Here is a 23,349-nt window from a genome sequence, read left to right on the forward strand (position 1 = left end):
GTAAAAAGCGAACAGGTCAAAATTAACGTCCAATATAATGAGGCAGAGGCATGTACACGCACGAAGACCTGAATGCATTGCGCAATCAGTCTCTCAAATTGCAAGGCTGGATCCGGCAGCAGACATTCAGCCCCGAGATGGAGAAAACTCTGAGACGATTTTCCAGCTGGGAAGTCTCCGAGCTGATCTTCCGGGTCAACCAATCGACTTTCCGCGGCAAGCTGGCCGCGGACCCTTCGCTGCCGGGGGGCGAGGTCGAGCCCGAAGGACGCCAACGATGGTTCAGTCTGGATGAGGTCAACGAGCTGCGGCGGCGCCTCAAGGTCAATCGAAAATCGCTGATGCCGCCCCGCCCGGTGGGTAAGCGGGCAATCCGCGCCGCTGTGGCGAACTTCAAGGGTGGCGCGGGAAAATCAACCGTTGCACTCCACCTGGCCCATGCCGCAGCGCTGGACGGCTATCGTGTCCTCGTCGTCGACTTTGACCCACAGGCGACGCTGAGCCATTCCATGGGGCTGACGGACGTGGCCGAAGACTTCACGGTCTGGGGCATCATGGCGCGGGACCTGATCCGGGAAACCGAGCGTATGAACAACAGGCCCGCAGCGGCCCAGTCCGGAACCACCCTGCCCCGCCGTGAACTGCCGCCTTCGATCTCGGACATGGGCCTCGGCGATCTGCGCATCTCGGACTTTATCAAGCAGACGTCCTGGTCGACCATCGATGCGATCCCCTCCTGTGCCAATGCCGCCTTCGTCGAATTCGCTTCGGCACAATACCGTCACCTCAATCCTGAGTGGTCGTTTTTTGCGGCCGTTTCCCGCTATCTGGATCAAATCCCCGACGACGCTTATGACCTGATCCTTTTCGATTGCCCCCCGGCGATCGGGTATCAATCGATGAACGCGGTGTTTGCAGCGGACATGCTCTACATCCCTTCCGGCCCCGGCTATTGGGAGTATGATTCGACGACGTCGTTCATCGGACAATTGGCCGAGGCGTTGGAGGATCTGGCCTATGGTTTCGACAAAACCTTACCCACGGGTAAGATCGGCCTACCCAAAACGTTCTGCGAACTGCGTTTTTTGCTGACGCGGTATGAGCCGGGCAATGCACTGCACCTGGCCATGTTCGACGCCTTTCGCAAGGTCTTTGGCGACCATGTCGCGGAATACCCTGTCGAAATGACCCGCGCGGTCGAACAGTCCGGTCGCTTTCTGAGTTCGGTCTACGAGATGGACTATCGCGAGATGACTCGCGAGACCTGGCGCCGCGCGCGCTCGACCTTTGACAACGTGTATGAGGAATTCCGGGGCGTGATGCTGTCGGCCTGGGACAAGCTGGAGGATGACTCATGAGCCGCAAACGCAGAATGTTCGATATCGACATGCCGGCGATGGAAGATATTCCGGTTGGCAAAGTTCCCGACAAAGTACTCGAGAAACGGCGCGGGCCAATGGCTGCGGCCATTTCCGAAAATGCAGATGCCTTGCGGGATCAACAAACCACCGAGGATGCCATTCGGGCCGAAAACGACAAACTGGCCCATGAACTTGTTCGGCTGCGGTCCGAAGGTCTGGTGATTGAGCGGATTGCGCTTACAGACGTCATGACAGACAAGTTGAAGCGCGACCGAAAGCCGGGCCCTGATCCCGAATTGGATGAATTGAAGGCGTCCATCAAGGAAATCGGCCTGTCCAATCCGATCCGGGTCGAACGCCGTCCGGACGGTCGATTTGACCTGATCCAGGGGATGCGGCGCCTGTCGGCCTACCGCGCGCTCCTCGAAGAAACGAGTGATGACATCTACACGACGATTCCCGCTGGCATCGCCGAAGTCGCAGCGCTGGACGACAGCTATCGCCGTATGGTGGACGAGAATCTGATCCGAAAAGATATCTCATTCGCCGAGATGGGAGCCCTTGCGCGGGCCTATACCGAAGATCCGGCCAATGACTGCGCGGAGGTCGACAAGGCCGTGGCCATTTTGTTCAAATCGGCAAGTTACACCAAGCGGAGCTATATTCGTGCGTTTGCGAGCCTGTTGGCGATGCTGGACAAGGTGTTGATGCATCCCAACGATATTCCGCGCAACGTAGGTGTAGAGCTTAAGCGGAAGCTGGACGGTGATCCCGGACTTGTGCGTCAAGTCAGCACTGCTTTGATGGCGGAACCTGACCGGGATAGCGCCAGAGAAATTGCGATCTTGCGCGGGTTTCTGGGTGTGAACTCGGTTCCGGTTGCAAAAAGTCAGGCCAAAACTGCAAGTAAACCGCGTCGTGCCAAGACGACATTTCAGGTTTCGGGCAGGGCGGGTATCGCAAAATGTTCTGCGTCCAGTGGGCGAATTGAACTCAGATACGATCTGGATTTCACCAGGATTGATCGCGCCAAGTTGGAAGGCGCTATTGCGGCGCTGATCGATAATCTACAAGAAGAAGATGATCTTACCCACGGGTAAGAAATATCGCGAGAAGATGCGGGAGAGCGATGGACTTCTTTGCCTTCCGCGCATTCACCCCAACAAATCGGTTGCCGGATTCTCTGCGACATCCACGTCATCGTAATATTTCTGCGCCTGGGCAAGGGACCGATGCAGGGACAGGCGCATCGCGGCCTGAATGGGCGCGCCGTCCAGCGCGGCCTGGGTCAGGAAGCCGGAGCGCAGCCCGTGCGGCGAGGCGAAGCCCGCAGGCAATCCGGCCAGTGTCAGACGGTGTTTCACGATCTGGTAGATCGCATCCGGGCTGAGGCGACGTTTCAGCACCCGGTCGGCCTTGGAGATGGGGCGGAAGAGGGGGCCGTCGCTGATCCCGCCCACGTCGATCCAATGCACCAGCGCCTGTGCCGCGCGGCCCTTCAGCACCAGCCGAGGGGTCTCGCCCTTGACCGTGGTCTTGGTCTCCAGCAGGGATAGCCAGACGAGACCTTTCTCATCGAACTCTTTCAGCGCAACGTCTTGACGCATCAGCCCGGTGATCTCCGACCGGCGGCGGCCGCCCGAGGCCCAGCCCAGCATCAGCAAAGCCCGGTCGCGGCAGTCCCGGCGAGAACCCCGGCAGGTCGCCAGCAGCTGCTCGAGCACATCGCGGGTGATCGGGTGTTGCGATTTCGGGGCCGGGGGGCGGGCGGCGGCGCGGCGGGCCTTGGACCGGGCCTGCTTCACCTGTGGCGCCTCGAACGGGGAGGCGAGGCTTTTCATCCGGTGAAACGCCAGCCAGGAGGCAATGCGCCGGTCCAGGGTTGAAGGCGCCGGACAGGTCAGGGACTTGCGCAGCCCTTGGGCGATCAGTGTTTCCGCTGTCTGGCGCGCGATATCATCCTTTGGCGCGTCGCCAAGATCGCGGGCGTGATCGAGGATAAAGGCCAGCGCGGTGGCCTCGCTTTCGGGCCAGCTGAGGGCCGTCCCGAAGCGCGCCTGGTTCCAGGCCGTGATGTAGAGCAGGTCGCGTTCGTAGGCACGGAGAGTGTTTTCCGGTGTGCCACGCACATAGAGATCGGTGAGAGCCTCCTGATCGGCCATGGAGAGGGCCGGGAAGGCGGCAGGCTGATAGGGGGCAGGTGGCTTCATGGCCCGCATTCTGCGCCCTTTCCCCGGTAAAATCAATCAAGCATGATAAGGGATACTTATCGGATATAATACTGTCCTCACAAAATACGCTTGGTAAAACACAAAAAACCTATATTTTGGTCGCCAATGGTACCAAACCCTGACGATACCGACCCGTTCGACGATCCAACCCGGTCGATCTACGATCCTGATCCGGTGCCCGAGGAGGATTTGTGGTTTCTGCCGCAAGCGCCCGAGCCGGGGGCGGCGCCCACCGATCTGCCCTGGCCGGTGGCGGCGCGGGAAGGATCGCTGCAGCCCGAGATCTGGCTGCGGGCCGAACAGGCCTGTTATCGCGATCTGCTGGCCGCGGTCACCGCGGTGGCCCGGTTTGGCGAACGGTTGCGCCGGATGCCGGCCGGGGTGGGGGAGCGGCTTGCGCTGCAGTCGGTCTCTGCCACCTTAAGGGCCGAGGGGATCTGGCTCGGGCCCGAAAAGATCGCGCTCTACCGCGCCCTGCGCCTGGCCGGGGAAGACGAGGCGCGGTCGCTGGCGCGGGCCAGCTGGGCGGTACGGCGGCTGCTGGGGCAGGGTCCTTCCGCATCCGATGATCTGCGCGCCTTCCTGGGGCGGGCTGAGGTTGCGGATGCACAGGATCCCGACCCGGAGGCCGGCCGGCCGGTGGGCGCGGAGCTGGACGCGCTTGGCGCGGGGTTTCGGGCGCATCATGAGCGGCTGGACGCGGGTCACGCGATGACACGCGCCGCCTGCGATCTGGCCTTCTGGCGCCGGGAAGGGCTCACTCCCTGGGGCGAAATATTGGAACCGGTGGTGGCGGCGATGAAGGCCGGGGCAGGGGGCCCTGGCGGCGCTGATGGAACTGGACCGGCTGTCAACCTGGCTGGATCGCGCGCAAGCGCAGACCCGGGATTTGTCCGGACGCACACCGCCGCTGCTGATCGACATCCTGACCCGCTACCCGATCGTGTCTGCCGAACTTGTGACCCGGCAGGCGCGCTGTTCGTCGATGTCCGCTCGCCGCAACCTCAACCTGTTCACCCAACGCGGCCCGGCCCGCGAAATCACCGGACAGGGCAGATACCGCTTCTGGGCCGCAGCAGTGTGAGGGGTGCGGTTGAGTGCCAGACGTCAGCAATTGCGCTTTCAATCAACTATTGTCGTATTGTCCATCTCGAAATTTCTGAACCAGAAAATCAACAAAAACACGCGTTTTTCTTTGAATTTGCTGGGCGCTGGCAAAGATAATTCTGATTTCGCTTGTCTGAAGCTTGTAGTCAGGCAAAAGACGTATCAACCGCCCCTTTTCTACGTCGCAGGCAACAAAGATATCCGGACAACATGCGAGACCCCGGCCAGATAATGCCAAGTCTCGGATCGACTGGGCGCTGTTGACCTGGATATTGGGATTAGGCGCAATTTTCGTAATATTATTGCCTTTGCGAAATCGCCACAAGCCTCCGGATCGAAAGTTCAAATCCTGCAAAGTAGCGAACTGACTTAGGTCCGTGGGGGCAACTGGAACCGGCTTGTCTTCAAACAAGGATGGCGCACCGACCAACCAGATGTCCATCTTTCCCAACAGTCGGGACACCTGCGAGGAATCTTGGTGAATTCCTGCCCGAATAGCGAGATCGTAGCCCTCGTTAACGATGTCGACAAAGCGATCACTCATGTTGATCTCGACGACGACGTTGGGATTTTGGTCGCTGAATTCATTTACGATCGGAACTATGACAGCGCGTCCAAAATCCAAAGGTACAGCGATGCGCAATGTTCCCGTCAGTGCGTCACTTTCGGTTTTGAGATCATTCTCCAAGCTCTCCAAAGACGTGAGTAGATTGATGCATCCCGAATAGTACTGCTGCCCCAGATCCGTTAGCGACAAACTTCGGGTGGTTCTGTTCAGCAGTCTTACACCAATGTGTTCTTCCAACTCAGCCACGTATTTGCTTGCCAGTTTCTTGGAGATTCCAACCCGATTTGCGCCCGCTGTAAACGACCCGCATTCCACAGTCGCAACAAAAGTTCTCATGCCATCAATCAAGTCCATGATTGTGAATACTACGACGACAGTTTTTCGCCAATAGTAACCTTTATCGGCGAATAACGCCGGGCTAGTTCTAAGCCGACTAAATTTGGCGCCGGTTGATCCAGCCGCTTCATGCCAGTGAACCGCCAACCAAGAACCGGCGAAGTGATCGATTGAATAGGAGACGAAAATGAAACTCGAAAACGGAACCGATCTCGCGGCACTTCTATTGCGCTTGAGCACTGGTGTTCTTTTTTTGGCGCATGGACTGCTGAAGGTATTGGTGTTCACACCAGCGGGTACGGCAGGCTATTTTACTTCTCTTGGACTGCCCGGGGGTCTTGGGTATGTGGTGATTATGGTTGAACTGGGTGCAGCGGCCGCTCTGATACTGGGCGTTTATTCAAGGATCGCTGCGCTGGTTACGATACCTGTGTTGTTAGGTGCTGCTGTTACTGCACATGGCACAAACGGTTGGATGTTTGCAAATGATGGCGGCGGTTGGGAGTTTCCCGTTTTCTGGGCGGTGGTCATGCTGGCAGTAGCCCTGCTTGATGAAGGGAAGTACGTGCTAACACCTCGACTCGTAAGAAACTCCTAGATGCACTGATTAGGTTAACAGCTTGCATCGGCTTTCCTCACCTACGGAGTGCAGTCATGATGATCAGCGGAAAATGGGTAAAAACTTGGGATCCCGTCCAAAACGCGGACGAGGTCGGGCGCTTTGTTCGTCAGACTTCGTCATTTAGGAACTGGATTACTCCGGATGGTAGCGCCGGTCCAACAGGCGACGCCGGCTTCAAAGCAGAAACAGGAAGATATCATCTGTACGTTGGCTATATCTGCCCTTGGGCATCACGCGCATTAATCGCGCGAAGACTGAAAATGTTGGAGCCCTTGGTATCAGTTTCCGTCGTTTCGCCCCAAATGACTGACGAAGGCTGGGCGTTCAGTGCGTTCCCTGGTGCAACTGACGATCACTTGTTTGGCTCAAAGTACCTGCACGAAACATATACGCGCGCTGATGCCGGATTCACCGGACGCGCGACCGTTCCACTGTTGTGGGACACAAAAACCGGACAAGCTGTGAACAATGAAAGCGCAGATATCGTGCGGATGTTCAACAGTGCATTCGCGGAATTTGTCCCTGGTACTCCTGACCTGTACCCTTCAGATCTGGCAGTAGACATTGATGCCCTAAATTCTCGGGTCTACAGGCACTACAATAATGGAGTCTATCAATGTGGCTTCGCCTCGTCCCAGAAGGCCTATCAAGAAGCCTATGACCAGCTCTTCAGCGAAATGGACAAGCTCGATGAACTGTTGTCGGACGGTCGCAGATTTCTTTTTGGCGATCGCCTGACAGAAACAGACATTTGGGTTTTTGTCACGTCGATCCGGTTCGACGCTGCATATCATGGGCTATTCAAATGCAACAAGAAGCGATTGGTGGATTATCAGAACCTGCACGGGCACATGCAACGGGTTTTGAACGTACAAGGCGTGGCCGAGACAGTTCACCTTGATCATATCAAAAGCGGTTACTATTCGCTCACCGCCCTCAACCCAAACGGAATTGTTCCCAAAGGACCCGAAGATCTGGAGCGATCCGTCATGTCTGCGAAACAGAGTTAGCTGGTGCCAGGTAAGCTAGAGAGGGCCAGTTGAGCACACCCAATAATTCGGCAACTCGAAAACAATTGGTCAGAATGAAAGGAAACGGCCATGATCATCAATAAGCCAGCAATCGGGAAAAAATTTTGGCAAATATTTTTTTTAGCCGCGCTTTCAGCCTTGCCCCTGCTAACCGTGACACGGGCCGACGCGCAGAATCTGGAGGACGCCAAAGTAATTGAGATTGTGAACTTCAATCTCAAGGAAGGTGTTACTTACGAGGAGTTTTCCGAACTTGACCGTGCTGTGCAGGAACAGCACGTTTCGAAACAGCCCGGCTTTGTGGCCCGCCAGTCCGCAAAAGGCGAGAACGGTGCGTGGCTAGTCGTCGTCTATTGGGAAAGCCCCGATGCGGCCGACGCGTCCATGGCAACCTTCATGGATGCAGCTGCGGCAGCAAAATTTGTCTCTAAGCTGGATGCAGATTCAATGACCATGACTCGTTATAGAGTAGCAGAATAAACCCATCGGCGTGCCGTCCCAATTGATGGCTCGCCGATTTTTTTCGGCTACGCCTACTGTATTTGGGAGTATTCCAGCATGAGCGTCGATCAGAACGTGAGGAAGCTAAAAGATGCTCTGACGGCGACAGACCGAATGCCGGTTGTATTTCTGGGGCACGGAAGTCCAATGAATGCTATCGTAGAAACTTCTCATTCACGCGAATGGGCCGCCCTTGGTCAATCCCTGCCACAGCCGCAAGCGATCCTGGTGGTCTCGGCGCACTGGATGACACGGGGCTCAACCCTGGTAGACGTGTCAACGACGCCACGCACGATCCATGACTTTTATGGGTTCCCAAAAGAATTGTACGAGCAGGACTACCCGGCATGTGGTAACCCGAAGATGGCGGCCGAAGTAATCTCCTTGCTGGCCAGCCACCATGCAAAGGCCGACGCAACTTGGGGTCTGGATCACGGAGCCTGGTCGGTTCTGAACTGGATGTACCCTAGTGCAGACGTGCCTGTTTTTCAGTTGTCGATCGACATGACGCAAGACTTGGATTGGCATTTGTCGGTTGGGCAGGCGCTTGCGGAGTTGCGTCACCGGGGGGTGCTAATCTTAGGCAGCGGAAATATCGTGCACAACCTACGCAACTTACGTCTGGGGGCCACTCCTTATGAGTGGGCGACTGAGTTCGACACGCGTATCGCCACGTTTCTGAAAAACAGAAACTTCCGGGCCATGACAGACCGAAATGCGCTGGGTGCCCAATTGTTCCGCGCGCATCCAACCTTGGACCATTACATCCCGGCCCTGACAATCGCCGGGGCCGCGGATGTTAAAGATCAACTGATGTTCACCAACGAGACAATCGATATCGGAAGCATATCTATGCGTAGTTTCGTCTTCTACTAACGACGTGAGTATCAACCATCATATCTGGCGCGAGCTTCCTCAACCTTGTCGAAATGATTCTGCGCCCATATCACGAGGGGTTTGATGACCTCCACAAGATCTTTGCCCATTTCCGTCAGCTCGTATGTGACTGCCAGTGGTGGTCCGGAATGTACCGTGCGTGTAACATATCCGTCGCGCTCCATTGAACGCAGGTTTTCGGTTAGCACTCTCTGGGTGATGTCCCCGATTATCCGTTTTAGCGCGCCAAACCGCATCGGGCCATCTTCAAGCGCCAGAAGCAACAACGTTTGCCATTTTTTTGTTACATTGGCGAGCACGTTACGGACCGGGCACAGTTTGCTTTCTTCATTGGTTGTCGCGGTTACTTGGAGCATACCTGGTTCCTATAAAGTGCGTAATTGATACTAGGTATAGTTATGATACCAGTTGCGCACAGCAACACAACCAAAATCAAAGGAAACGAAAATGACTCCCAAAGAAATTGTCCTGAACGCCGTCACTGCCATTTTCACCAATTTCGACCCAGAAGCTGCCGAACAGCTGCTGGCTCCTGGGTATATTCAGCACAATCCAGCTGTTCCGACCGGTGCTGCACCTATTGTTGGCTTTATCCCCAGTTTAAAGGAAAGCGGTTTAGAGGTAACCACGCATCGCGTTTTGGAAGAGGGTAATTTGGTCGTCCTGCACAACACCTATACCAATGCGCAAGCTTTTGGTGCCGATGCTTTGGTCGGATTTGACGTGTTTCGTGTTGAGGACGGGAAAGTGGCCGAGCATTGGGACAATCTAACAGCGGTTGCCGAGCCGAACCCGTCGGGGCGCACGCAAACCGATGGTGAAGTCGAGATCGTCGATCTGGATAAGACAAAAGTAAACAAAGAGTTAGTAACCAGGTTTGTCGATACGATCCTGCGTGACGGAAAAGGTGATCAAATCACAGAGTTCATCTCGACCGAAACCTACATCCAGCACAACAGCCAGATTGCCGATGGGTTGGACGGTCTGGGTGCAGCTCTGACGGCTTGGGCCGAGAAGGGCGTCACTATGAAATACAATGAAACACATCTGGTCGTAGCCGAAGGCAACTTTGTCTTTACCGCCTCCGAAGGCACCCTAGCCGGAAATCCCACGGCTTTTTTTGATCTTTTCCGCGTTGAAGACGGCAAAATCGTCGAACACTGGGATGTCATTTCCGACATTCCGTCTGAGATGGCACACGAAAACGGCAAGTTCTGAGCGCCTGACTCAGTCTCAGCAGGCAGATTGGCCTGCTGAGATCACCTTAATAATCACTCGGGGTTTTGTAGTGCAACTGTCAGCTTATGAGCAAGAGATACGCCTGTACGAAGCGTTTGTTCCTGCAACCGGGAATCCTCTTGATGCGTTAGACGATGTCGTGCATGCCCTTAATCACGATAGCCAATCCGCGCGATTTATTGAGCGATATGCCGTTCCTCAGTCCGCTGAGGAACGGCGAAGGTGGGTGCAGGCAGCGTTGACTGTTCGCAGCCCTGGAAACTTGCCGTCAAACTTGCTCGATGCGACCGACCGGTTGCTTCAACACGAACTGTCAAAAAAAGCAATAACAGACTCAAAAGCGTTGCGGCGATTGAACGGAGGTTCCAATGTCAGCGGGCGGATCAGCATTTGGGACGGTGACACAACGACGCTTCGTGTCGATGCCATCACCAATGCTGCCAATTCAGAATTGCTTGGATGCTTTCAGCCGTTCCATGCCTGTATCGACAATGTGATCAATTGTGCGGCTGGCCCGCAGCTGAGGGAAGATTGCCATCAGATATTGCAATTGCAGGGGCATGGTGAGGTGACCGGTGCCGCCAAAATAACGCGCGCGTACAATCTGCCGTCCCGATACGTCCTGCATACAGTGGGTCCCATTGTCCAATCCGGGTCGCGACCAACGACGAGACAAGAAACTCAATTGGCGGATTGTTATCAGTCCAGTCTTTCCTTGGCCTACGAGGCCGGGGCCCGTTCGGTGGCCCTGTGCGGAATTTCGACTGGTGTATTCGGATACCCTGCGCAAGCCGCTGCGAAGATTGCACTTGCAACAGTGATTGATTGGCTCGGCAGGAACCCCAAAGGTCTAAGTCACGTGATTTTCAATACTTTTGGCGACGCTGCCACAAGAATTTATGAGCAGGAAGCGAGGCAATGGGAACTGCTTTGAATACCGTAGAAATGGTCGCGCAAACGATAAGAGACTCCGATGCAGTACTGATCGGAGCCGGCGCGGGGATGTCTGTTGCGGCCGGGCTGGACTACGCCGACGAAGTTGCGTTTGCTAACAGGTTCCCCGGAATGCTGCAGTACGGTGCCCGCAATCAGTATCAAATGATGGGTTTCCCCTTCAAAGACGAGGCACTCAAATGGGGTTACCTGTCGGTTGCTCTGGACCACGTTTACAGGGCGCGCCAGACAAAAGTGTATCAGGATTTACTTAAGCTGGTTGGCGACAAGGACTATTTTGTCGTGACTTCAAATGTCGACCGGTATTTCTATAAAAATGGATTTGATCCTACGCGCATCTATACACCCCAGGGCGATTATGAATTGTTCCAATGTCTGACGCCGTGCACAGACCAAACCTGGGATGGGATCCCTCTGGTCGACGCGATGCTGCCATCCGTCAACCGACAAAATCAAAAGGTTGAGGACAAATCGTCACTCGCGGTGTGTCCCAATTGCGGCGGGCCAGTGTTCATGAATGTGCGAGGGGGTGGATGGTTTATAGAGACCCCTTACGTTTCGCAATCAAAGGCCTTTGCGACTTGGCTCCAGTGTGTCAATGGCCAGAGGCTGGCGGTGCTTGAAATCGGTGCAGGTTTCAATACACCCAGCGTTATTCGGTGGCCAATGGAGAGGATAGGAACTCATTTTCAAAACGCCCGGTTCATTCGCATCAATCTCGATTATCCCGAGGTACCGGCAGGCGCGCTATCGCTGCCAACTGATGCAGATGTCGCCTTGTCTGACATATTGGCTGCTACTTCTTAGAATCCACTGCCACTTGTCCAAATATCCCTGTCGACGGACCAGATTGACTGCAGGGAAACTGCTCAAACATGCTAACTACGGAAACTAAAAAGCCGTAGATTTCATTTTAAATGTAAACAATCAGTAACTAAACTCTCCGGCAAGTTCCAGGCTAATCCATTTCATGGAGTTTTGACGGAGGAGGTCCAATGAGATTCGCAGGGTTTGTTAAAGGCGCCGCAACTGGAATGTTTGTTGCATTCGCCGGAGCACAAGTGAGCTTTGCCGAAGAGTTTGAGTTCAAATTGCATCATTTTCTGAGCCCAAAAGCTCCAGCGCATTCGCAAATGCTGGAACCGTGGGCCAAACGCATCATGGAGGCGTCCGACGGGCGCATAAAAATCGAGATTTTCCCTTCAATGACCCTTGGTGGCAAGCCACCGCAGCTTCCTCGTCAAGCGCGTGATGGGGTTGTGGATATGGTTTGGATGGTCAACGCCTACGCAGCCGGTTCGTTTCCGCGCACCGAGGTCTTTGAACTGCCGGGTGTCCACCAGGGGGACAGCGCTGCGGTTAACAGGGCAATGCAAGTGATGTACACAGACGAACTCAGCAAGGATTTCAAAGGCCTTCACGCCTTGTTCCAGCATGTACACGGCGGCAACGCTTTGCACATGGCAACGGATCCAGTGCGAACGCCTGCGGATGTGGCCGGCAAGAAAATCCGCATTCCTTCCAGAACCGGTGCATGGGTTCTTGAATCATTGGGGGCGAGCCCGGTCAAGACATCGGTTGGGGAAATTCCTGTGGCATTGTCGAAAAAGGTGATTGATGGCGCTCTCATCCCGTTTGAAATTATCCCGCCCTTGAAAGTACAGGAACAAACTCAGTACCAGATTGAAGGACCGGACGGGAAACGTCTGGGCACGACGTCCTTTTCTGTTGTGATGAACAAGGATCGCTGGGAGAGCTTGCCCGACGATATCCAGCAGATTTTCACAGATGCCTCAGGCCCGGAATGGCATGCCGAAGTGGGTCGCATCTGGGACGGGGCCGAAGAATTCGGGATTGGAATTGCCACCAAATCCGGCAACGAACATATCCAGCTAAGCGACGCCGAATGGGCCGAGTTCGAAACCGCTATGGAACCTGTGGTCGAACGCTGGATCACTGAAATGAATGAAAAAGGCATCGACGGGCAGGCGCTTTACGACCGCGCGGTTGCGCTTGTGTCCGAAAACATGGCCTCGAACTGAACAGTGTCGGGGACGCAAGCATCTTGTGTCGCAAGATCTGTGGATCTTGCGCGCCACCTGATCACTGGCTGGGCGCTGATTGGAGGCGGGGTTTTGGTTGGGGTGGTTCTGGTCAACGCATGGTCAATCCTTGCCGGGATGATAATCAACAAGCCCTTCCCTGGGGATTTCGAACTGACCGAAATGGGAGCAGCAATAGCGGCCTTTTGTTTCTTGCCTTATTGCCAATTGGTTGGTGCCAACGTGTCGGCGGACATTTTTACGATGCGCGCAGGTCCCCGGTCGGTTGCACTGATGTCGGCGGCGGCAGCAATCGTAGCGTTGTTGTTTGCTGCATTTTTGATCTGGCGAATGAGCGCAGGGCTTTCGGACTATCGTGAGTATGAGGAATTCACCGGCATCCTGGAAATTCCAATTTGGTGGGCGTTCCTTCCTGCATTGGTATCTTTGGCACTTTTGTTTCTGGCGGCGTTGATCACGCTGGGAGAAGCTCTGAGAACGCTTACTCGCAGCGAGGTCTGACCGATGGACAGCATTACTATTGGCCTGATGGGCCTCGGAACGCTTGTGTTTCTAATAGCCATTCGTATGCCAATCGCCTATGCAATGATCATTGTTGGTGGCGTTGGAATTGCCCTTTTGAATGGTCCCATGATCGTTCTTAGTCAGCTTAAAGACCTCGCTTACGGACAATTCTCGATCTATGACCTGTCAGTTGTACCTCTGTTTGTGCTGATGGGCGCAATCGCGTCGCGGTCGGGCTTGAGTGCCGATTTGTTTCGTGCCGCAAATGCCTGGCTTGGATGGATGCGCGGGGGAGTGGCCATGTCCGCTATTGCCGCCTGCGCCGGATTCGGGGCGGTTTGCGGCTCGTCATTGGCCACTGCGTCAACCATGGGTCGCGTCGCACTGCCCGAACTGAAGAAGTACAACTATTCCTCGACGCTGGGCACCGGGACCATCGCAGCCGGCGGGGTTTTGGGCATCCTGATTCCACCTTCGGTCGTGTTGATCATCTATGCGATCATTGTCGAGGCCAACGTGGTCACGATGTTCATGGCAGCGTTAATACCGGGATTGATTGCGGTTGCGTTCTTCATTCTGACAATTCTGATTTATGTTTTGGTCAAACCCCAAGCAGGTCCGAAAGGTGATGCCGCCTCACGCGAGGAATTGATCTCGGCAACGTTGAATGTGTTGCCGGTGGGTCTGGTGTTCAGTGTCGTAATTGGCGGAATTTATCTGGGATTGTTCAATCCGACCCCCGCCGCGGCCGTTGGTGTGGTTATGGTCACGCTGTTTGGATTGGTGCGTGCTCAGTTTACACTCAACGACGGGCGGGAGGCGCTGTTGGAAACCGCCCGCACTGCTGGAATGATCTATCTCATCCTGCTGGGGGCCGAGCTGCTCAAGATTTTCATGTCGCGCGGGGGCGTGCCGCAGGCCATGGCCGAAATGATGGCCAATTCCACCCTGACGCCGATGCTGACCCTTCTGCTGCTGTTGCTGGTTCTTATCCTGTTGGGGTGCTTGATGGACAGCTTGTCGATGATCCTGCTGGCCATTCCGTTTTTCTGGCCGGTGCTGGTTGAGATCAACGGCGGCGACTATGCCACAGCCGAAACATCGCCTTTTGGAATGGACACCGAGGATTTGAAGATTTGGTTCGGAATCCTCGCCCTGATCGTGGTTGAGTTGGGATTGATTACACCACCTGTTGGAATGAATGTCTTTATTATTTCTGCTCAATCCCCGGATGTTCCGATGCGTGATACTTTTGTTGGTGTACTTCCTTTCTTCGGTGCAGAAATTCTTCGAGTAGGTGTTTTAATCCTGTTTCCAGCACTGACCCTTTGGCTACCGGGTGTACTTTCGGGTTGATTTGACATGACCTTTGCGCCAGTGGTTATAGAGTGCTGAACGCTCAGGGGCGAACTTGGGTGGGAGTAACTTCTAGGAACCTATGTGGAGAAGGATGTGGTTTCGGGTGATGGCCCTGCCTCAATTCGACAAGCCGTCTTAGTCGAAAGACAAATGAGTTTCTGCATCGCGAAGCAGGGATTCGACTTCTTCGTCGCAAATACCAAGAAGCGCGAATTTCTTCTGAATTCCCCTTAGGTATTCGATACTCGATCCGGCAAACCCCACTCCTGTAGCCATAAAGCGAACCTGATCTTCGCGGGAAATATTTGGTTCTATCACTTCTGCATCGTGATCTGCCAAAAACGTGAGCGCCTCGATCGCCATGTCATCGACTTGAGCGGTGACAAATGTTGGAATATACGCAGGTCCGACTTGTTCGCGACGCCATATTACTGCGGTTTCTTCATCAAGATTGTCTCGGGTAATTCGGAACAAAAGGCCGTTGCATCCCGAGCCTTTATCCAGAGCGGCCATCAAACCGGGCGCCTCGACTGTGCCTCGCGCTCCGTAAATGTCCTTGAGAATAAATTTCCGTTCGTGGTTCGGTAAATATGCTCTTCGCACTTCTGCGAATTCGAACGCCGGGTCCCACATGAGCGATCCATATGCAAAGACCCAAAGGTCGTCGTCCCTTCGGCCAGCCAAGGATTCCAGGCGTTTTGCTTCTCGTACTTCGTCAGAGAACCACCATTGTGTCAGTCCGAGCTCTTGAGATTTTTTGGCCAGAACCTCAGTAGTAAAGGATCGGAAAAACGATTGCTTAGGGTCAGTTATTGCTGACCTCAATTCAGGATGAAAGTGAAATGGATTCCTGCTAGTTGTCATAGTACCTCTTCTTCAATTCCCTCAACTCGGTCGCCGAATGTTGACCTCTCAATTCCGGTTGCTTTGCCCGATAATTGGGCAAAGACACGATGCGTGTTGCCGGCCGGGTAGTCCGGGCAGTGTAGGTGATGTGAGCGCGAAAGGTGAAACACACGTGCACTCATTTTCTCAGCCTTGGCTGCCAAGCCGCGATATCTGGGAAGCCAATGCAGCTCCAGCCGTTAGAGACCGACCAGTGGAAATGATCATTTGCGGCAGGATCATCCACTCGAGAGACCAGGCCGCACCTGACCGTTCCTGCTCGTGGACAAGTGCCTGGTGGATACCCGAAAGCTGAACCGCATTGAAGCGTGCAAGAGAAACCAATAGCTCTGCTGTTACGGGATTCTGCTTGTGCGGCATTGCCGATGAACCGCCGCCGCCTTCCAATGTCACTTCGTCCAAGCCCTGTTGCGCCATCAGCGCAACGTCCTGACCGATCTTGCCAAAGCTTCCCGTAACCAGCGACAACCATCCTGCGAACTCGGCGATACTGTCACGACGGTTGTGCCAGCATGCCCCAGAATTCTGCAAACCGAGCGATGCAGCCATATGGGCGGAAATCGGCTCTGCCTCGTCTCCCAACGCTGTGCGATCTCCTGCGGCCCCACCCAGTTGCAACTTCAGAACCCTCGGCTCCATTTGGTTCAGCCGCTCCAGGTGGTCATCAAAAGGTTTTCGCCAACTGCGCAGGCGATCAGCCACCGATATCGGCAAGGCGGCTTGCATCCTAGTGCGGCCCATTAGTCTGTTTGCGCCTTGTGTTTCTTCCAGTGATTTCAGGCCCTCAATCAGATCTGAAATACGCCGGGCGAACAGGGGAAAGATGTCTTTGAACGTCAGGACCAACGCGGTGTCGATCACATCCTGCGAAGTCATGCCGTGATGAAGGGCGTCCTGGCATTCCTTCGGCAGTTGTGCCCGAAGCATGCGAACTAGGGACGGTACAACAACACCGTCCTGTGCGGTTTCATCGCGTAGCACCGAGTAATCCGGCTGCTGCACCCTGATAAGTTTGGCCGTTTGCTCCGCCACGTCTGGGGATACCCACCCGACATGCCCGAGCGCACTGGTATATGCCGCTTCGGTTTCCAGCATGTGCCCGAACTGCACTTCAGCAGACAGCAGTTTCCGGGTTTGCGGGTCATCAAACAAACCGCCGAGCCAGGGGTGCGAAAACACATCACTCATGGTTGTTTAGTGCGACATGAAAACTGGCACGTGCGTGCTGGCCAACACATCCGTGGTCGCACCACCGAACAGTTCATGAGAGAATTTACTGTGTTCATAAGCACCCATCACGATCAACTGTGCGCCGACTTCCCGTGTTGTGTCCAGCACGGTTTGCCCAACTGAATGAGTTTTGGGTCTGGTCAGTAACTCCGAATGGATACCGTGGCGACTGAGGTTCCGCAAAAGTTGTTCGGTGTTTGCAGGTGCTGATTTGCCCACACACAGAATGCTGACCTTGGCCTTTTCTTCGAGAATTGGCATTGCATCCCCAATCGCCCGAGCGGCCGAGCGTTTGCCGTCCCAGGCGACCAATGCATGATCTGCCAGGCCTTCTCGAGCATAAGCGTCCGGAACTACCAGGACCGGTCTGCCACTTCTCAAGGCAATCATGTCGGGATGAGCAGCAAGGTGGTCCACATTCATTTCGCGTTCCGGGACGCCTGTAACGATCAGGTCAAAGGTGCGTGAGACTTCTCCGAGAGCCAGATCCATTTCATCTTCAATTTCGATAAATTCTGAACGATCTGAAATACCGCAGTCCGATGTTTCCCGTTCAAAACTTTTTGCGACCTGTCGGATCCGTTTGGCGTCATTTTCATGCATGATATCGACGACTTCTTTCGGGAATTGGCCTCCAAAACGGGCTTCCAACACAGGTCGTCCGTGTCGCACTATTCCAGTCAGCCAGCCATTGTGATGTTTGGCAATCCTGATCGCATAGTGCAGGCTACTGACCGCAGTGTCCGAGCCGTTATAGGCGCAAAGGATGTTTTTGGTACTCATCGGATCAAACTCCGGGTGTAGACAGTCGCAAAATCTCCCTCGCCTGCTGCCATGTGGCGACAGGTCGCTCGTATTTATCACATAATTGGGTGACACACTTTACTAGGTCAGCGTTGGAGCGTGCCAGCGTATTGCGGTCGATGCGGACGTTATCTTCGAGGCCGGTGCGCGTATGACCTCCGGCGGCGATGGCCCACTCGTTCAGGACTATCTGGTTGGGTCCAATTCCGGCGGCACACCAGTCGGCTTCGGGTGCGCGATCCTTCAGGGTTTGTACGTAAAAGTCGAATACCGCCTTGTCTGCCGGCATTGCGTTTTTCACGCCCATTACGAACTGCACGTATAGTTTGCCGAATAGCTTTCCGCCCTGATGCATTTTAATGGCCTGGAGGATGTGAGAAAGGTCAAACGCTTCGACCTCCGGCGTAATCCTGTATGTACACATCTCATCCGCCAGCCAGTCGATCAGATCCGGTGGGTTCTCATAGACGCGGGTGGGGAAATTATTGGACCCTACTGAGAGCGAAGCCATGTCAGGGCGCAACGGCAGCATTCCACCGCGTGTCCGGCCTGCGCCTGAACGCCCGCCGGTTGAGAACTGGATGATCATACCCGGGCAATGAATATCCAGCCCTTCTTTGAGCCGGGCAAATTTGTCTGGGTCGCTGCAGGGCGTCTGGTCATCGTTGCGGACATGCGCGTGCACAATGCTTGCACCAGCTTCGAATGCCTCCTGCGTGCTTTCGATCTGCTCGGAGATCGAAATCGGAACGGCTGGGTTGTTTTCCTTGGTGGGCAATGAGCCGGTGATTGCGACGCAAATAATACAGGGCTTAGCCATAGATCTGACCTATTCTTTTTGGGCGGCCTGCCCCGGGAGGAGAAGGGTGGGGCAGGCCGGGTGCTTAGATGTCAAAAAAGACCGTCTCATTTTCACCCTGCAGGCGAATATCAAAACGATAGACGACATGACCGTCCTTTTCGCGACGCTGAGCAACAAGGGTTTGTCGGCGATTCTCCCATTCGATCAGGTTGATGACTGGATCTTTGGCGTTCGCATCTTCTTCATCACTGAAATAGAGGCGTGTATTGAGGCCGATATTGATGCCGCGTGCCACGATCCACAAATTGATATGCGGAGCCATGGCTGTGCCCGAACGGCCGGGAACCGAACCGGGCTTGACCGTATCGAAACCCCATTCACCGGTTTCGAAATCGGTAATGATACGCCCCCAACCACGAAATCCTTCCTCCACTTCGCCCAAATGCTCGGGGTGGGCATATACGCCTTCACTATTGGCTTGCCACGCTTCGATCAGAACGTCTTTGATCGGCGAGCCTGTGCCGTCGATCACGACGCCTTCGACGCGGATGCGTTCGCCTTTGGCGTTGGGCCCGGCGATATCCCAGCCGAGTTCCTGGCCGTATATACTAAATCCGGCAGCACCAGGGGCGAGGCCGATATGCACATAGGGACCTGCTGTCTGCGATGGAGTTTCTTTCAGATAATCGAGTTTCTGTACCATCGATCAGTTCCCCTCTAGACGGTTTTCAAAAAGTGTTGAGCGGCGTCCTCGCAAGACAATGTCGAACTTGTAGGCGATCGTGTCTAGCGGAATGGTCGCGTTCAGATCCAGGGCAGCGATCAACTGGTTCCGAGCCGCATGGTCCGGAATGACCTTGACGATTGGGCATTTATCGATCAGCGGATCGCCTTCAAAATAACATTGTGTAATCAGTCGCTGTGCAAATCCGGTGCCGAAGATGGACATGTGGATATGTGCGGGCCGCCAGTTGTTGACCCAATTGCGCCACGGATAGGCTCCGGGTTTGACTGTTCTGAAAAAGTAGTACCCGTCTTCGTCAGTCAGGGTTCGTCCGCAGCCCCCGAAATTCGGGTCTATCGGAGCAAGGTAGGTATCTTTCTTGTGACGATACCTCCCGCCGGCATTTGCTTGCCATGCCTCGACGAGCGTGTTCGGGACGGGGCGGCCGTTCTCATCAAGCACACGGCCATGCACGATGATCCGCTCGCCGATTGGGCTTTCACCGGGCTTGGCGTAATTCAGGATAAGATCATTGTCGATCGGATCGACATCATTGTGGCCAAACACCGGGCCGGTAATCTCGCTTGCTGAATTCTGCAGGCTGATCAACGAATATTGCGGCGAACGCGCAACGGAAGTTTTGTAATCTGGCGTCAGAGCGGGCGGCTGCCACTCGCGGTCGCGTTGGTAGAATTCACCAGGGTTCAACATAGTCGGATCACTCCTTTTAAATCGTTGGGATGCTGCGCGCTTCCTCGTTAATCATGTTCCATTTCATCGTAAGTTTTCTTGGCCAGTTTCAGCGCTTGGTTGGCGCGTGGAACGCCCGCGTAGATGGCCACATGCTGAAAGGCTTCCAGAACGTCCTGTTTGCTTGCACCGGTGTTTGCCGTGGCTCGGATGTGCATGGGGATTTCCTCGAAGTTTCCCAAAGCCGCCAGCAAGGCCAGCGTCAGCATGGAACGTTCTCGATCTGTTAGACCATCCGAGGCCCACACAGTTCCCCAAGCGCTTTCAGTGATCAGCGTTTGAAAGGGTTCATCAAATGCGGTCTTGGCAGTTTCGGTCTGGTCCACATGAGCGTCCCCCAGAACCGACCGCCGCACTTTCATTCCTTGTTGAAAGCGATCAACCATTCAGTATCTCCTCAATGAACTTGCCGATCAGAGCGGCGAATTGTACCGGCGCCTCGACGCAAGGCAGGTGTCCCGCGCCGACAATCTCTTCGTATCGTGCTCCTGGGATGAGCGAGGCAGTCTCACTGACAAGAGCGGGGGGGCTGGCAAGATCCTCTGAACCGCCAATCACTAAAACTGGCATCGAAAGAACAGCCGATGTTTTGCTCAGGTCGGTGCCCGCAATCGCCGAGCAACATCCGACATAGCCCTCAAGAGGAGTTCGGATCAGCATGTTCCGCCAGGCCTCTAACTCCTCAGTTTCCCGGAACGCTCCACTAAACCAGCGTTCCAAGATGGATTCGGCCGTCGACGCGACTCCACCAGATATTACAGCCGCAATTCGGTCCTTCCACACCTCAGCCTCACCCATCCGGACCGCTGTGTTTGACAGAACCATTGCGCGGACAAGGTCGGGTCGACGTGCGGCAAGAGATTGCCCAATCATGCCACCGATAGAAACACCGACAAAGATGCAGGATGTGATGCCAAGGCTGTCCAGCAGTTCTTCTAGATCCTGGGTCAGGTTGTCTATCGCATAAGGGGCTTGCGGACATGACGAGAGCCCGTGTCCGCGCTTGTCAAACCTTATGAGCCGATGACCAGCAGGCAACATCGGGATCACTTTGTCCCAAAGGCGAAGATCCGTGCCGAGCGAGTTGGCGAACACGACAGGAAATCCGTCTGGATCACCATCTTCACGCCAGTGCAGACGCACCTTTTCCAGCGTCGCAACCTGCATCAGTAGGGCAGCCCGACATAGTTCTGGGCAAATACCGATTGGGCCTCGCGGTTTTCTCGCAGGAAGTCGATGTCAGCCTGTTGCATTTTTAGGTCAAAATCGTTCTGCTTCGGGAAGCGGTGCAGCAGGTTGGTGGTCGACCAACTGAAACGCTCGGCTTTCCAGATGCGCGCCAATGCCTTTTCCGAGTAGCGATTAATGCCTTCGCTGTCGCCTTCCTCGTAATGCTGAAGAAGCCCATTGTATAGATAATGGATGTCACTTGCCGCGGTATTCAACCCTTTGGCCCCGGTCGGCGGAACGATATGGGCAGCGTCGCCACAAAGGAACAGGCGTCCCCACCGCATCGGCTCGGTCACGAATGAGCGCAGTGGCGCGATGGATTTTTCGATCGACGGACCTGTAACGAGCTGTTCCGCATACTCATTTGGTATTCGCCGTTTGAGCTCCTCCCAAAAGGCGGCGTCGGTCCAATCCTCGGGCGCATCGGACAGCGAGCACTGGATGTAATACCTGCTGAGGTTGTCGTTGCGCATTGAGCACAGTGCGAAGCCACGGTTCGAACCGGCATAAATCAGTTCATGATTAACCGGAGGTGTTTCCGACAGAACGCCCAGCCAGCCGAACGGGTAGAGTTTTTCGTACTCCTTTCGGACGGTCAGAGGAATGGCTTGACGGCTCACACCGTGGAAGCCGTCGCACCCGGCAACAAAGTCACAGTCGACGCGGTGTTCGGTTCCGTCCACCACATAGGTTACATAGGGTGCATCACTGTCGGCTTGGTGAATCTGGACGTCCTCAGTGTCGAAAACAATCTTTCCATCCATCGCCTCTCGCGCTTCGTACAGATCACGCGTGACTTCGGTTTGGCCGTAAACAACGACATGGCTGCCGGTCAATTCCTTGAAGTTAATGCTGAACTGAGACTCGCCATAAGAAATAACAGTGCCGTCGTGAACAAAGCACTCTTTGTCCATACGCTCCGCCACACCGGCCTCGCGCATCAAATCAACAAAGCCGACTTCCAAAATACCGGCACGGATACGACCCAGAACGTAGTCCTTGGTTTTTCGCTCCAATACGACCGTATCGATACCCTTGCGATGTAGCAGCTGACTAAGAAGAAGCCCGGACGGGCCACCGCCGATAATGGCGACCTGAGTACGCATTGTTTCCTCCGAGAAATTCCTTAGCAACATATTGAATGCTTGAATTTGCAAAGTAAAATGAAGAAAAATCGAATTTAATTACCAAAAAAGGAAAGTAAATGATCGACCGCCGTATCAAGTTCCGTCACATTCAGTGTTTCATCGAAATCTGCCGGGAGAGAAGCTTCAAGATTGCGGCTGAGAAGCTATTTCTGACTCAACCAGCCATATCCAAGACGTTAAAGGAGCTTGAAGACATCATGGGAACGACTCTGTTAACGCGTAATCGTGCAGGCGTCGGACTGACGCGTCAGGGTGAGGTGTTTCTGCATTTTGCAGAAATGTCGCTTGCGGCGCTACAACAGGGTTTGACCGGAGTTGAGCAGGTAGGAGTGCAGGGCAAGACCCGGCTTTCGGTGGGTGCCTTACCCTCCGTCGCCGCTCGTCTGATGCCGGTAGTGGCCGCCGATTTCGCGGAGTTGGCGTCCAATACGACCCTGCGTATTATGGATGGCCCGCACGGGTATTTGATGGAGCGTCTTCGTATTGGAGACTTGGATTTGGTGATTGGGCGATTGGGGCGTCCGGAAACAATGCAAGGCATATCGTTTACACAACTCTATGAAGAACGCGTGCAATTTGTAGTGCGCGCGGGACATCCCCTGCTTGACGTTCCGGACATAAAACGAATTGGCGAATGGCAGGTGATTTTCCCCTCTGAAGGATCGGCCATTCGACCTTTAGTAGAGAGGTATCTGATCGCGCACGGTGTTGGAAAAATCGACAATCGCATCGAAACGGTGTCGGGCGCTTTTGGCCGGGTTTATACCCGTCGCTCTGACGCTATCTGGATCATATCGGCTGGGGTTGTTGCCAATGAAATCGCCGATGGCAAACTTGTAGCATTGCCCTTTAACACGTCCATCACCCGTGGTCCGGTGGGTTTAATGCACCGGCCTGACGAGTTGCTTTCGCCTCAGGCACAGGTTTTTAGTATCGCGGTCAATAACGCCCTGGACAAAATGGGGCTGGAGTGTTGAACCTA

26 protein-coding genes are annotated in these 23,349 nt (G+C 54.7%); 14 read left to right on the forward strand and 12 right to left on the reverse strand.

The features are described from left to right. Positions 1–50: 50 nt before the first annotated feature. Together AC2TDJ_RS10910 and AC2TDJ_RS10915 are read left to right on the forward strand one after the other, a co-directional pair. A complete protein-coding gene (locus AC2TDJ_RS10910; protein WP_480842060.1) occupies positions 51–1,358 on the forward strand; it encodes an AAA family ATPase in 1,308 nt (435 codons plus the stop codon). Then, positions 1,355–2,461, forward strand: a complete 1,107-nt coding sequence (locus AC2TDJ_RS10915; protein WP_480842061.1) for a ParB/RepB/Spo0J family partition protein — start codon at positions 1,355–1,357, stop codon at positions 2,459–2,461. The genes AC2TDJ_RS10910 and AC2TDJ_RS10915 overlap by 4 nt, the downstream gene beginning before the upstream one ends. Positions 2,462–2,515: 54 nt before the next feature. Here the strand turns inward: AC2TDJ_RS10915 and AC2TDJ_RS10920 are convergent, their stop codons facing one another. Further along, entirely contained in the window at positions 2,516–3,571 is a 1,056-nt protein-coding gene (locus tag AC2TDJ_RS10920; protein ID WP_480842063.1) for a tyrosine-type recombinase/integrase, read from the reverse strand. Between the two features lie 126 nt (positions 3,572–3,697). On the opposite strand from AC2TDJ_RS10920, the gene AC2TDJ_RS10925 reads away from it, so the two are divergent. After that, positions 3,698–4,816, forward strand: coding sequence for a hypothetical protein (locus AC2TDJ_RS10925; protein WP_480842065.1), 1,119 nt, complete (start codon positions 3,698–3,700; stop codon positions 4,814–4,816). On the opposite strand, the gene AC2TDJ_RS10930 is transcribed toward AC2TDJ_RS10925, so the two are convergent. Then, complete coding sequence (locus AC2TDJ_RS10930; RefSeq protein ID WP_480842067.1) at positions 4,719–5,621, reverse strand: LysR family transcriptional regulator; 903 nt, start codon at positions 5,619–5,621, stop codon at positions 4,719–4,721. The two genes, AC2TDJ_RS10925 and AC2TDJ_RS10930, sit on opposite strands and share 98 nt — an antisense overlap. A 169-nt stretch (positions 5,622–5,790) precedes the next feature. On the opposite strand from AC2TDJ_RS10930, the gene AC2TDJ_RS10935 reads away from it, so the two are divergent. The 4 genes from AC2TDJ_RS10935 (at position 5,791) to ygiD (ending at position 8,633) form a co-directional block, all read left to right on the forward strand. Then, positions 5,791–6,201 carry a DoxX family protein gene (locus AC2TDJ_RS10935; RefSeq protein WP_480842069.1) on the forward strand — a complete coding sequence of 137 codons (411 nt, stop codon included), beginning with the start codon at positions 5,791–5,793 and terminating at the stop codon, positions 6,199–6,201. A 56-nt stretch (positions 6,202–6,257) separates the two neighbouring features. Then, positions 6,258–7,235, forward strand: coding sequence for a glutathione S-transferase family protein (locus AC2TDJ_RS10940; protein ID WP_480842071.1), 978 nt, complete (start codon positions 6,258–6,260; stop codon positions 7,233–7,235). A gap of 90 nt (positions 7,236–7,325) precedes the next feature. After that, positions 7,326–7,736 carry an antibiotic biosynthesis monooxygenase family protein gene (locus AC2TDJ_RS10945; protein WP_480842073.1) on the forward strand — a complete coding sequence of 137 codons (411 nt, stop codon included), beginning with the start codon at positions 7,326–7,328 and terminating at the stop codon, positions 7,734–7,736. Between the two features lie 78 nt (positions 7,737–7,814). Beyond that, positions 7,815–8,633 carry a 4,5-DOPA-extradiol-dioxygenase gene (gene ygiD, locus AC2TDJ_RS10950; protein ID WP_480842075.1) on the forward strand — a complete coding sequence of 273 codons (819 nt, stop codon included), beginning with the start codon at positions 7,815–7,817 and terminating at the stop codon, positions 8,631–8,633. Positions 8,634–8,644: 11 nt separating this feature from the next. Here ygiD and AC2TDJ_RS10955 read toward each other — a convergent pair whose 3' ends face one another. Further along, positions 8,645–9,010, reverse strand: a complete 366-nt coding sequence (locus AC2TDJ_RS10955) for a winged helix-turn-helix transcriptional regulator (RefSeq protein ID WP_480842077.1) — start codon at positions 9,008–9,010, stop codon at positions 8,645–8,647. Between the two features lie 91 nt (positions 9,011–9,101). On the opposite strand from AC2TDJ_RS10955, the gene AC2TDJ_RS10960 reads away from it, so the two are divergent. The 6 genes from AC2TDJ_RS10960 to AC2TDJ_RS10985 all read left to right on the forward strand — a co-directional run bounded on the left by AC2TDJ_RS10960 (position 9,102) and on the right by AC2TDJ_RS10985 (position 14,770). Beyond that, positions 9,102–9,872 (forward strand): nuclear transport factor 2 family protein, encoded by a 771-nt coding sequence (locus AC2TDJ_RS10960; RefSeq protein ID WP_480842079.1) that lies wholly within the window; start codon positions 9,102–9,104, stop codon positions 9,870–9,872. Then, complete coding sequence (locus AC2TDJ_RS10965; RefSeq protein WP_480842081.1) at positions 9,790–10,827, forward strand: protein-ADP-ribose hydrolase; 1,038 nt, start codon at positions 9,790–9,792, stop codon at positions 10,825–10,827. The genes AC2TDJ_RS10960 and AC2TDJ_RS10965 overlap by 83 nt, the downstream gene beginning before the upstream one ends. Then, on the forward strand, positions 10,812–11,654 hold the full coding sequence (locus AC2TDJ_RS10970; RefSeq protein WP_480842083.1) for an SIR2 family NAD-dependent protein deacylase: 843 nt from the start codon (positions 10,812–10,814) through the stop codon (positions 11,652–11,654). Before AC2TDJ_RS10965 ends, AC2TDJ_RS10970 begins: the two co-directional genes overlap by 16 nt. 227 nt (positions 11,655–11,881) lie before the next feature. Further along, a complete protein-coding gene (locus tag AC2TDJ_RS10975) occupies positions 11,882–12,889 on the forward strand; it encodes a TRAP transporter substrate-binding protein (protein WP_480842085.1) in 1,008 nt (335 codons plus the stop codon). A 39-nt stretch (positions 12,890–12,928) separates the two neighbouring features. After that, positions 12,929–13,411, forward strand: a complete 483-nt coding sequence (locus tag AC2TDJ_RS10980; RefSeq protein WP_480842087.1) for a TRAP transporter small permease — start codon at positions 12,929–12,931, stop codon at positions 13,409–13,411. A gap of 3 nt (positions 13,412–13,414) precedes the next feature. Next, the gene (locus tag AC2TDJ_RS10985) at positions 13,415–14,770 is read left to right on the forward strand and encodes a TRAP transporter large permease (RefSeq protein ID WP_480842089.1); all 1,356 of its coding nucleotides are present in this window, start codon (positions 13,415–13,417) and stop codon (positions 14,768–14,770) included. 138 nt (positions 14,771–14,908) lie between these two features. Here AC2TDJ_RS10985 and AC2TDJ_RS10990 read toward each other — a convergent pair whose 3' ends face one another. The 9 genes from AC2TDJ_RS10990 to pobA all read right to left on the reverse strand — a co-directional run bounded on the left by AC2TDJ_RS10990 (position 14,909) and on the right by pobA (position 22,325). Further along, positions 14,909–15,637, reverse strand: coding sequence for a gamma-glutamylcyclotransferase (locus AC2TDJ_RS10990; RefSeq protein ID WP_480842091.1), 729 nt, complete (start codon positions 15,635–15,637; stop codon positions 14,909–14,911). A 168-nt stretch (positions 15,638–15,805) separates the two neighbouring features. Further along, positions 15,806–16,867 carry a 3-carboxy-cis,cis-muconate cycloisomerase gene (locus AC2TDJ_RS10995; protein WP_480842093.1) on the reverse strand — a complete coding sequence of 354 codons (1,062 nt, stop codon included), beginning with the start codon at positions 16,865–16,867 and terminating at the stop codon, positions 15,806–15,808. Between the two features lie 6 nt (positions 16,868–16,873). Further along, on the reverse strand, positions 16,874–17,692 hold the full coding sequence (locus AC2TDJ_RS11000; RefSeq protein WP_480842095.1) for a universal stress protein: 819 nt from the start codon (positions 17,690–17,692) through the stop codon (positions 16,874–16,876). A gap of 4 nt (positions 17,693–17,696) precedes the next feature. Beyond that, positions 17,697–18,533: a 3-oxoadipate:acetyl-CoA acetyltransferase gene (locus AC2TDJ_RS11005; protein WP_480842097.1), complete on the reverse strand. Its 837-nt coding sequence runs from the start codon at positions 18,531–18,533 to the stop codon at positions 17,697–17,699. 64 nt (positions 18,534–18,597) lie between these two features. After that, positions 18,598–19,218, reverse strand: coding sequence for a protocatechuate 3,4-dioxygenase subunit alpha (gene pcaG / locus AC2TDJ_RS11010; protein WP_480842099.1), 621 nt, complete (start codon positions 19,216–19,218; stop codon positions 18,598–18,600). Positions 19,219–19,221: 3 nt separating this feature from the next. Further along, the gene (pcaH, locus tag AC2TDJ_RS11015) at positions 19,222–19,950 is read right to left on the reverse strand and encodes a protocatechuate 3,4-dioxygenase subunit beta (protein WP_480842101.1); all 729 of its coding nucleotides are present in this window, start codon (positions 19,948–19,950) and stop codon (positions 19,222–19,224) included. A gap of 47 nt (positions 19,951–19,997) precedes the next feature. Then, entirely contained in the window at positions 19,998–20,375 is a 378-nt protein-coding gene (pcaC, locus tag AC2TDJ_RS11020) for a 4-carboxymuconolactone decarboxylase (RefSeq protein ID WP_480842103.1), read from the reverse strand. After that, the gene (gene pcaD, locus AC2TDJ_RS11025) at positions 20,368–21,156 is read right to left on the reverse strand and encodes a 3-oxoadipate enol-lactonase (protein ID WP_480842105.1); all 789 of its coding nucleotides are present in this window, start codon (positions 21,154–21,156) and stop codon (positions 20,368–20,370) included. The genes pcaC and pcaD overlap by 8 nt, the downstream gene beginning before the upstream one ends. Then, positions 21,156–22,325 (reverse strand): 4-hydroxybenzoate 3-monooxygenase, encoded by a 1,170-nt coding sequence (gene pobA / locus AC2TDJ_RS11030; RefSeq protein WP_480842107.1) that lies wholly within the window; start codon positions 22,323–22,325, stop codon positions 21,156–21,158. Before pobA ends, pcaD begins: the two co-directional genes overlap by 1 nt. Positions 22,326–22,423: 98 nt before the next feature. Between pobA and pcaQ the strand changes: the two genes are divergently transcribed. Continuing rightward, positions 22,424–23,344, forward strand: coding sequence for a pca operon transcription factor PcaQ (pcaQ, locus tag AC2TDJ_RS11035; protein WP_480842109.1), 921 nt, complete (start codon positions 22,424–22,426; stop codon positions 23,342–23,344). Positions 23,345–23,349 lie beyond the last annotated feature (5 nt).

The organism is Ruegeria sp. HKCCD6647-2, assembly GCF_057221075.1.

Coding starts and splice junctions, on each gene's coding strand:
- AC2TDJ_RS10945 (WP_480842073.1), top strand. CDS start 7,326: ATGATCATCAATAAGCCAGCAATCGGGAAAAAATTTTGGCAAATATTT.
- AC2TDJ_RS10930 (WP_480842067.1), bottom strand. CDS start 5,621: ATGGACTTGATTGATGGCATGAGAACTTTTGTTGCGACTGTGGAATGC.
- AC2TDJ_RS10935 (WP_480842069.1), top strand. CDS start 5,791: ATGAAACTCGAAAACGGAACCGATCTCGCGGCACTTCTATTGCGCTTG.
- AC2TDJ_RS10995 (WP_480842093.1), bottom strand. CDS start 16,867: ATGAGTGATGTGTTTTCGCACCCCTGGCTCGGCGGTTTGTTTGATGAC.
- AC2TDJ_RS10920 (WP_480842063.1), bottom strand. CDS start 3,571: ATGAAGCCACCTGCCCCCTATCAGCCTGCCGCCTTCCCGGCCCTCTCC.
- pcaG (WP_480842099.1), bottom strand. CDS start 19,218: ATGGTACAGAAACTCGATTATCTGAAAGAAACTCCATCGCAGACAGCA.
- AC2TDJ_RS10970 (WP_480842083.1), top strand. CDS start 10,812: ATGGGAACTGCTTTGAATACCGTAGAAATGGTCGCGCAAACGATAAGA.
- AC2TDJ_RS10915 (WP_480842061.1), top strand. CDS start 1,355: ATGAGCCGCAAACGCAGAATGTTCGATATCGACATGCCGGCGATGGAA.
- AC2TDJ_RS10990 (WP_480842091.1), bottom strand. CDS start 15,637: ATGACAACTAGCAGGAATCCATTTCACTTTCATCCTGAATTGAGGTCA.
- ygiD (WP_480842075.1), top strand. CDS start 7,815: ATGAGCGTCGATCAGAACGTGAGGAAGCTAAAAGATGCTCTGACGGCG.
- pcaC (WP_480842103.1), bottom strand. CDS start 20,375: ATGGTTGATCGCTTTCAACAAGGAATGAAAGTGCGGCGGTCGGTTCTG.
- pobA (WP_480842107.1), bottom strand. CDS start 22,325: ATGCGTACTCAGGTCGCCATTATCGGCGGTGGCCCGTCCGGGCTTCTT.
- AC2TDJ_RS10955 (WP_480842077.1), bottom strand. CDS start 9,010: ATGCTCCAAGTAACCGCGACAACCAATGAAGAAAGCAAACTGTGCCCG.
- AC2TDJ_RS10910 (WP_480842060.1), top strand. CDS start 51: ATGTACACGCACGAAGACCTGAATGCATTGCGCAATCAGTCTCTCAAA.
- AC2TDJ_RS10940 (WP_480842071.1), top strand. CDS start 6,258: ATGATGATCAGCGGAAAATGGGTAAAAACTTGGGATCCCGTCCAAAAC.
- pcaD (WP_480842105.1), bottom strand. CDS start 21,156: ATGCAGGTTGCGACGCTGGAAAAGGTGCGTCTGCACTGGCGTGAAGAT.
- AC2TDJ_RS11005 (WP_480842097.1), bottom strand. CDS start 18,533: ATGGCTAAGCCCTGTATTATTTGCGTCGCAATCACCGGCTCATTGCCC.
- AC2TDJ_RS10985 (WP_480842089.1), top strand. CDS start 13,415: ATGGACAGCATTACTATTGGCCTGATGGGCCTCGGAACGCTTGTGTTT.
- pcaQ (WP_480842109.1), top strand. CDS start 22,424: ATGATCGACCGCCGTATCAAGTTCCGTCACATTCAGTGTTTCATCGAA.
- pcaH (WP_480842101.1), bottom strand. CDS start 19,950: ATGTTGAACCCTGGTGAATTCTACCAACGCGACCGCGAGTGGCAGCCG.
- AC2TDJ_RS10925 (WP_480842065.1), top strand. CDS start 3,698: ATGGTACCAAACCCTGACGATACCGACCCGTTCGACGATCCAACCCGG.
- AC2TDJ_RS10960 (WP_480842079.1), top strand. CDS start 9,102: ATGACTCCCAAAGAAATTGTCCTGAACGCCGTCACTGCCATTTTCACC.
- AC2TDJ_RS11000 (WP_480842095.1), bottom strand. CDS start 17,692: ATGAGTACCAAAAACATCCTTTGCGCCTATAACGGCTCGGACACTGCG.
- AC2TDJ_RS10975 (WP_480842085.1), top strand. CDS start 11,882: ATGTTTGTTGCATTCGCCGGAGCACAAGTGAGCTTTGCCGAAGAGTTT.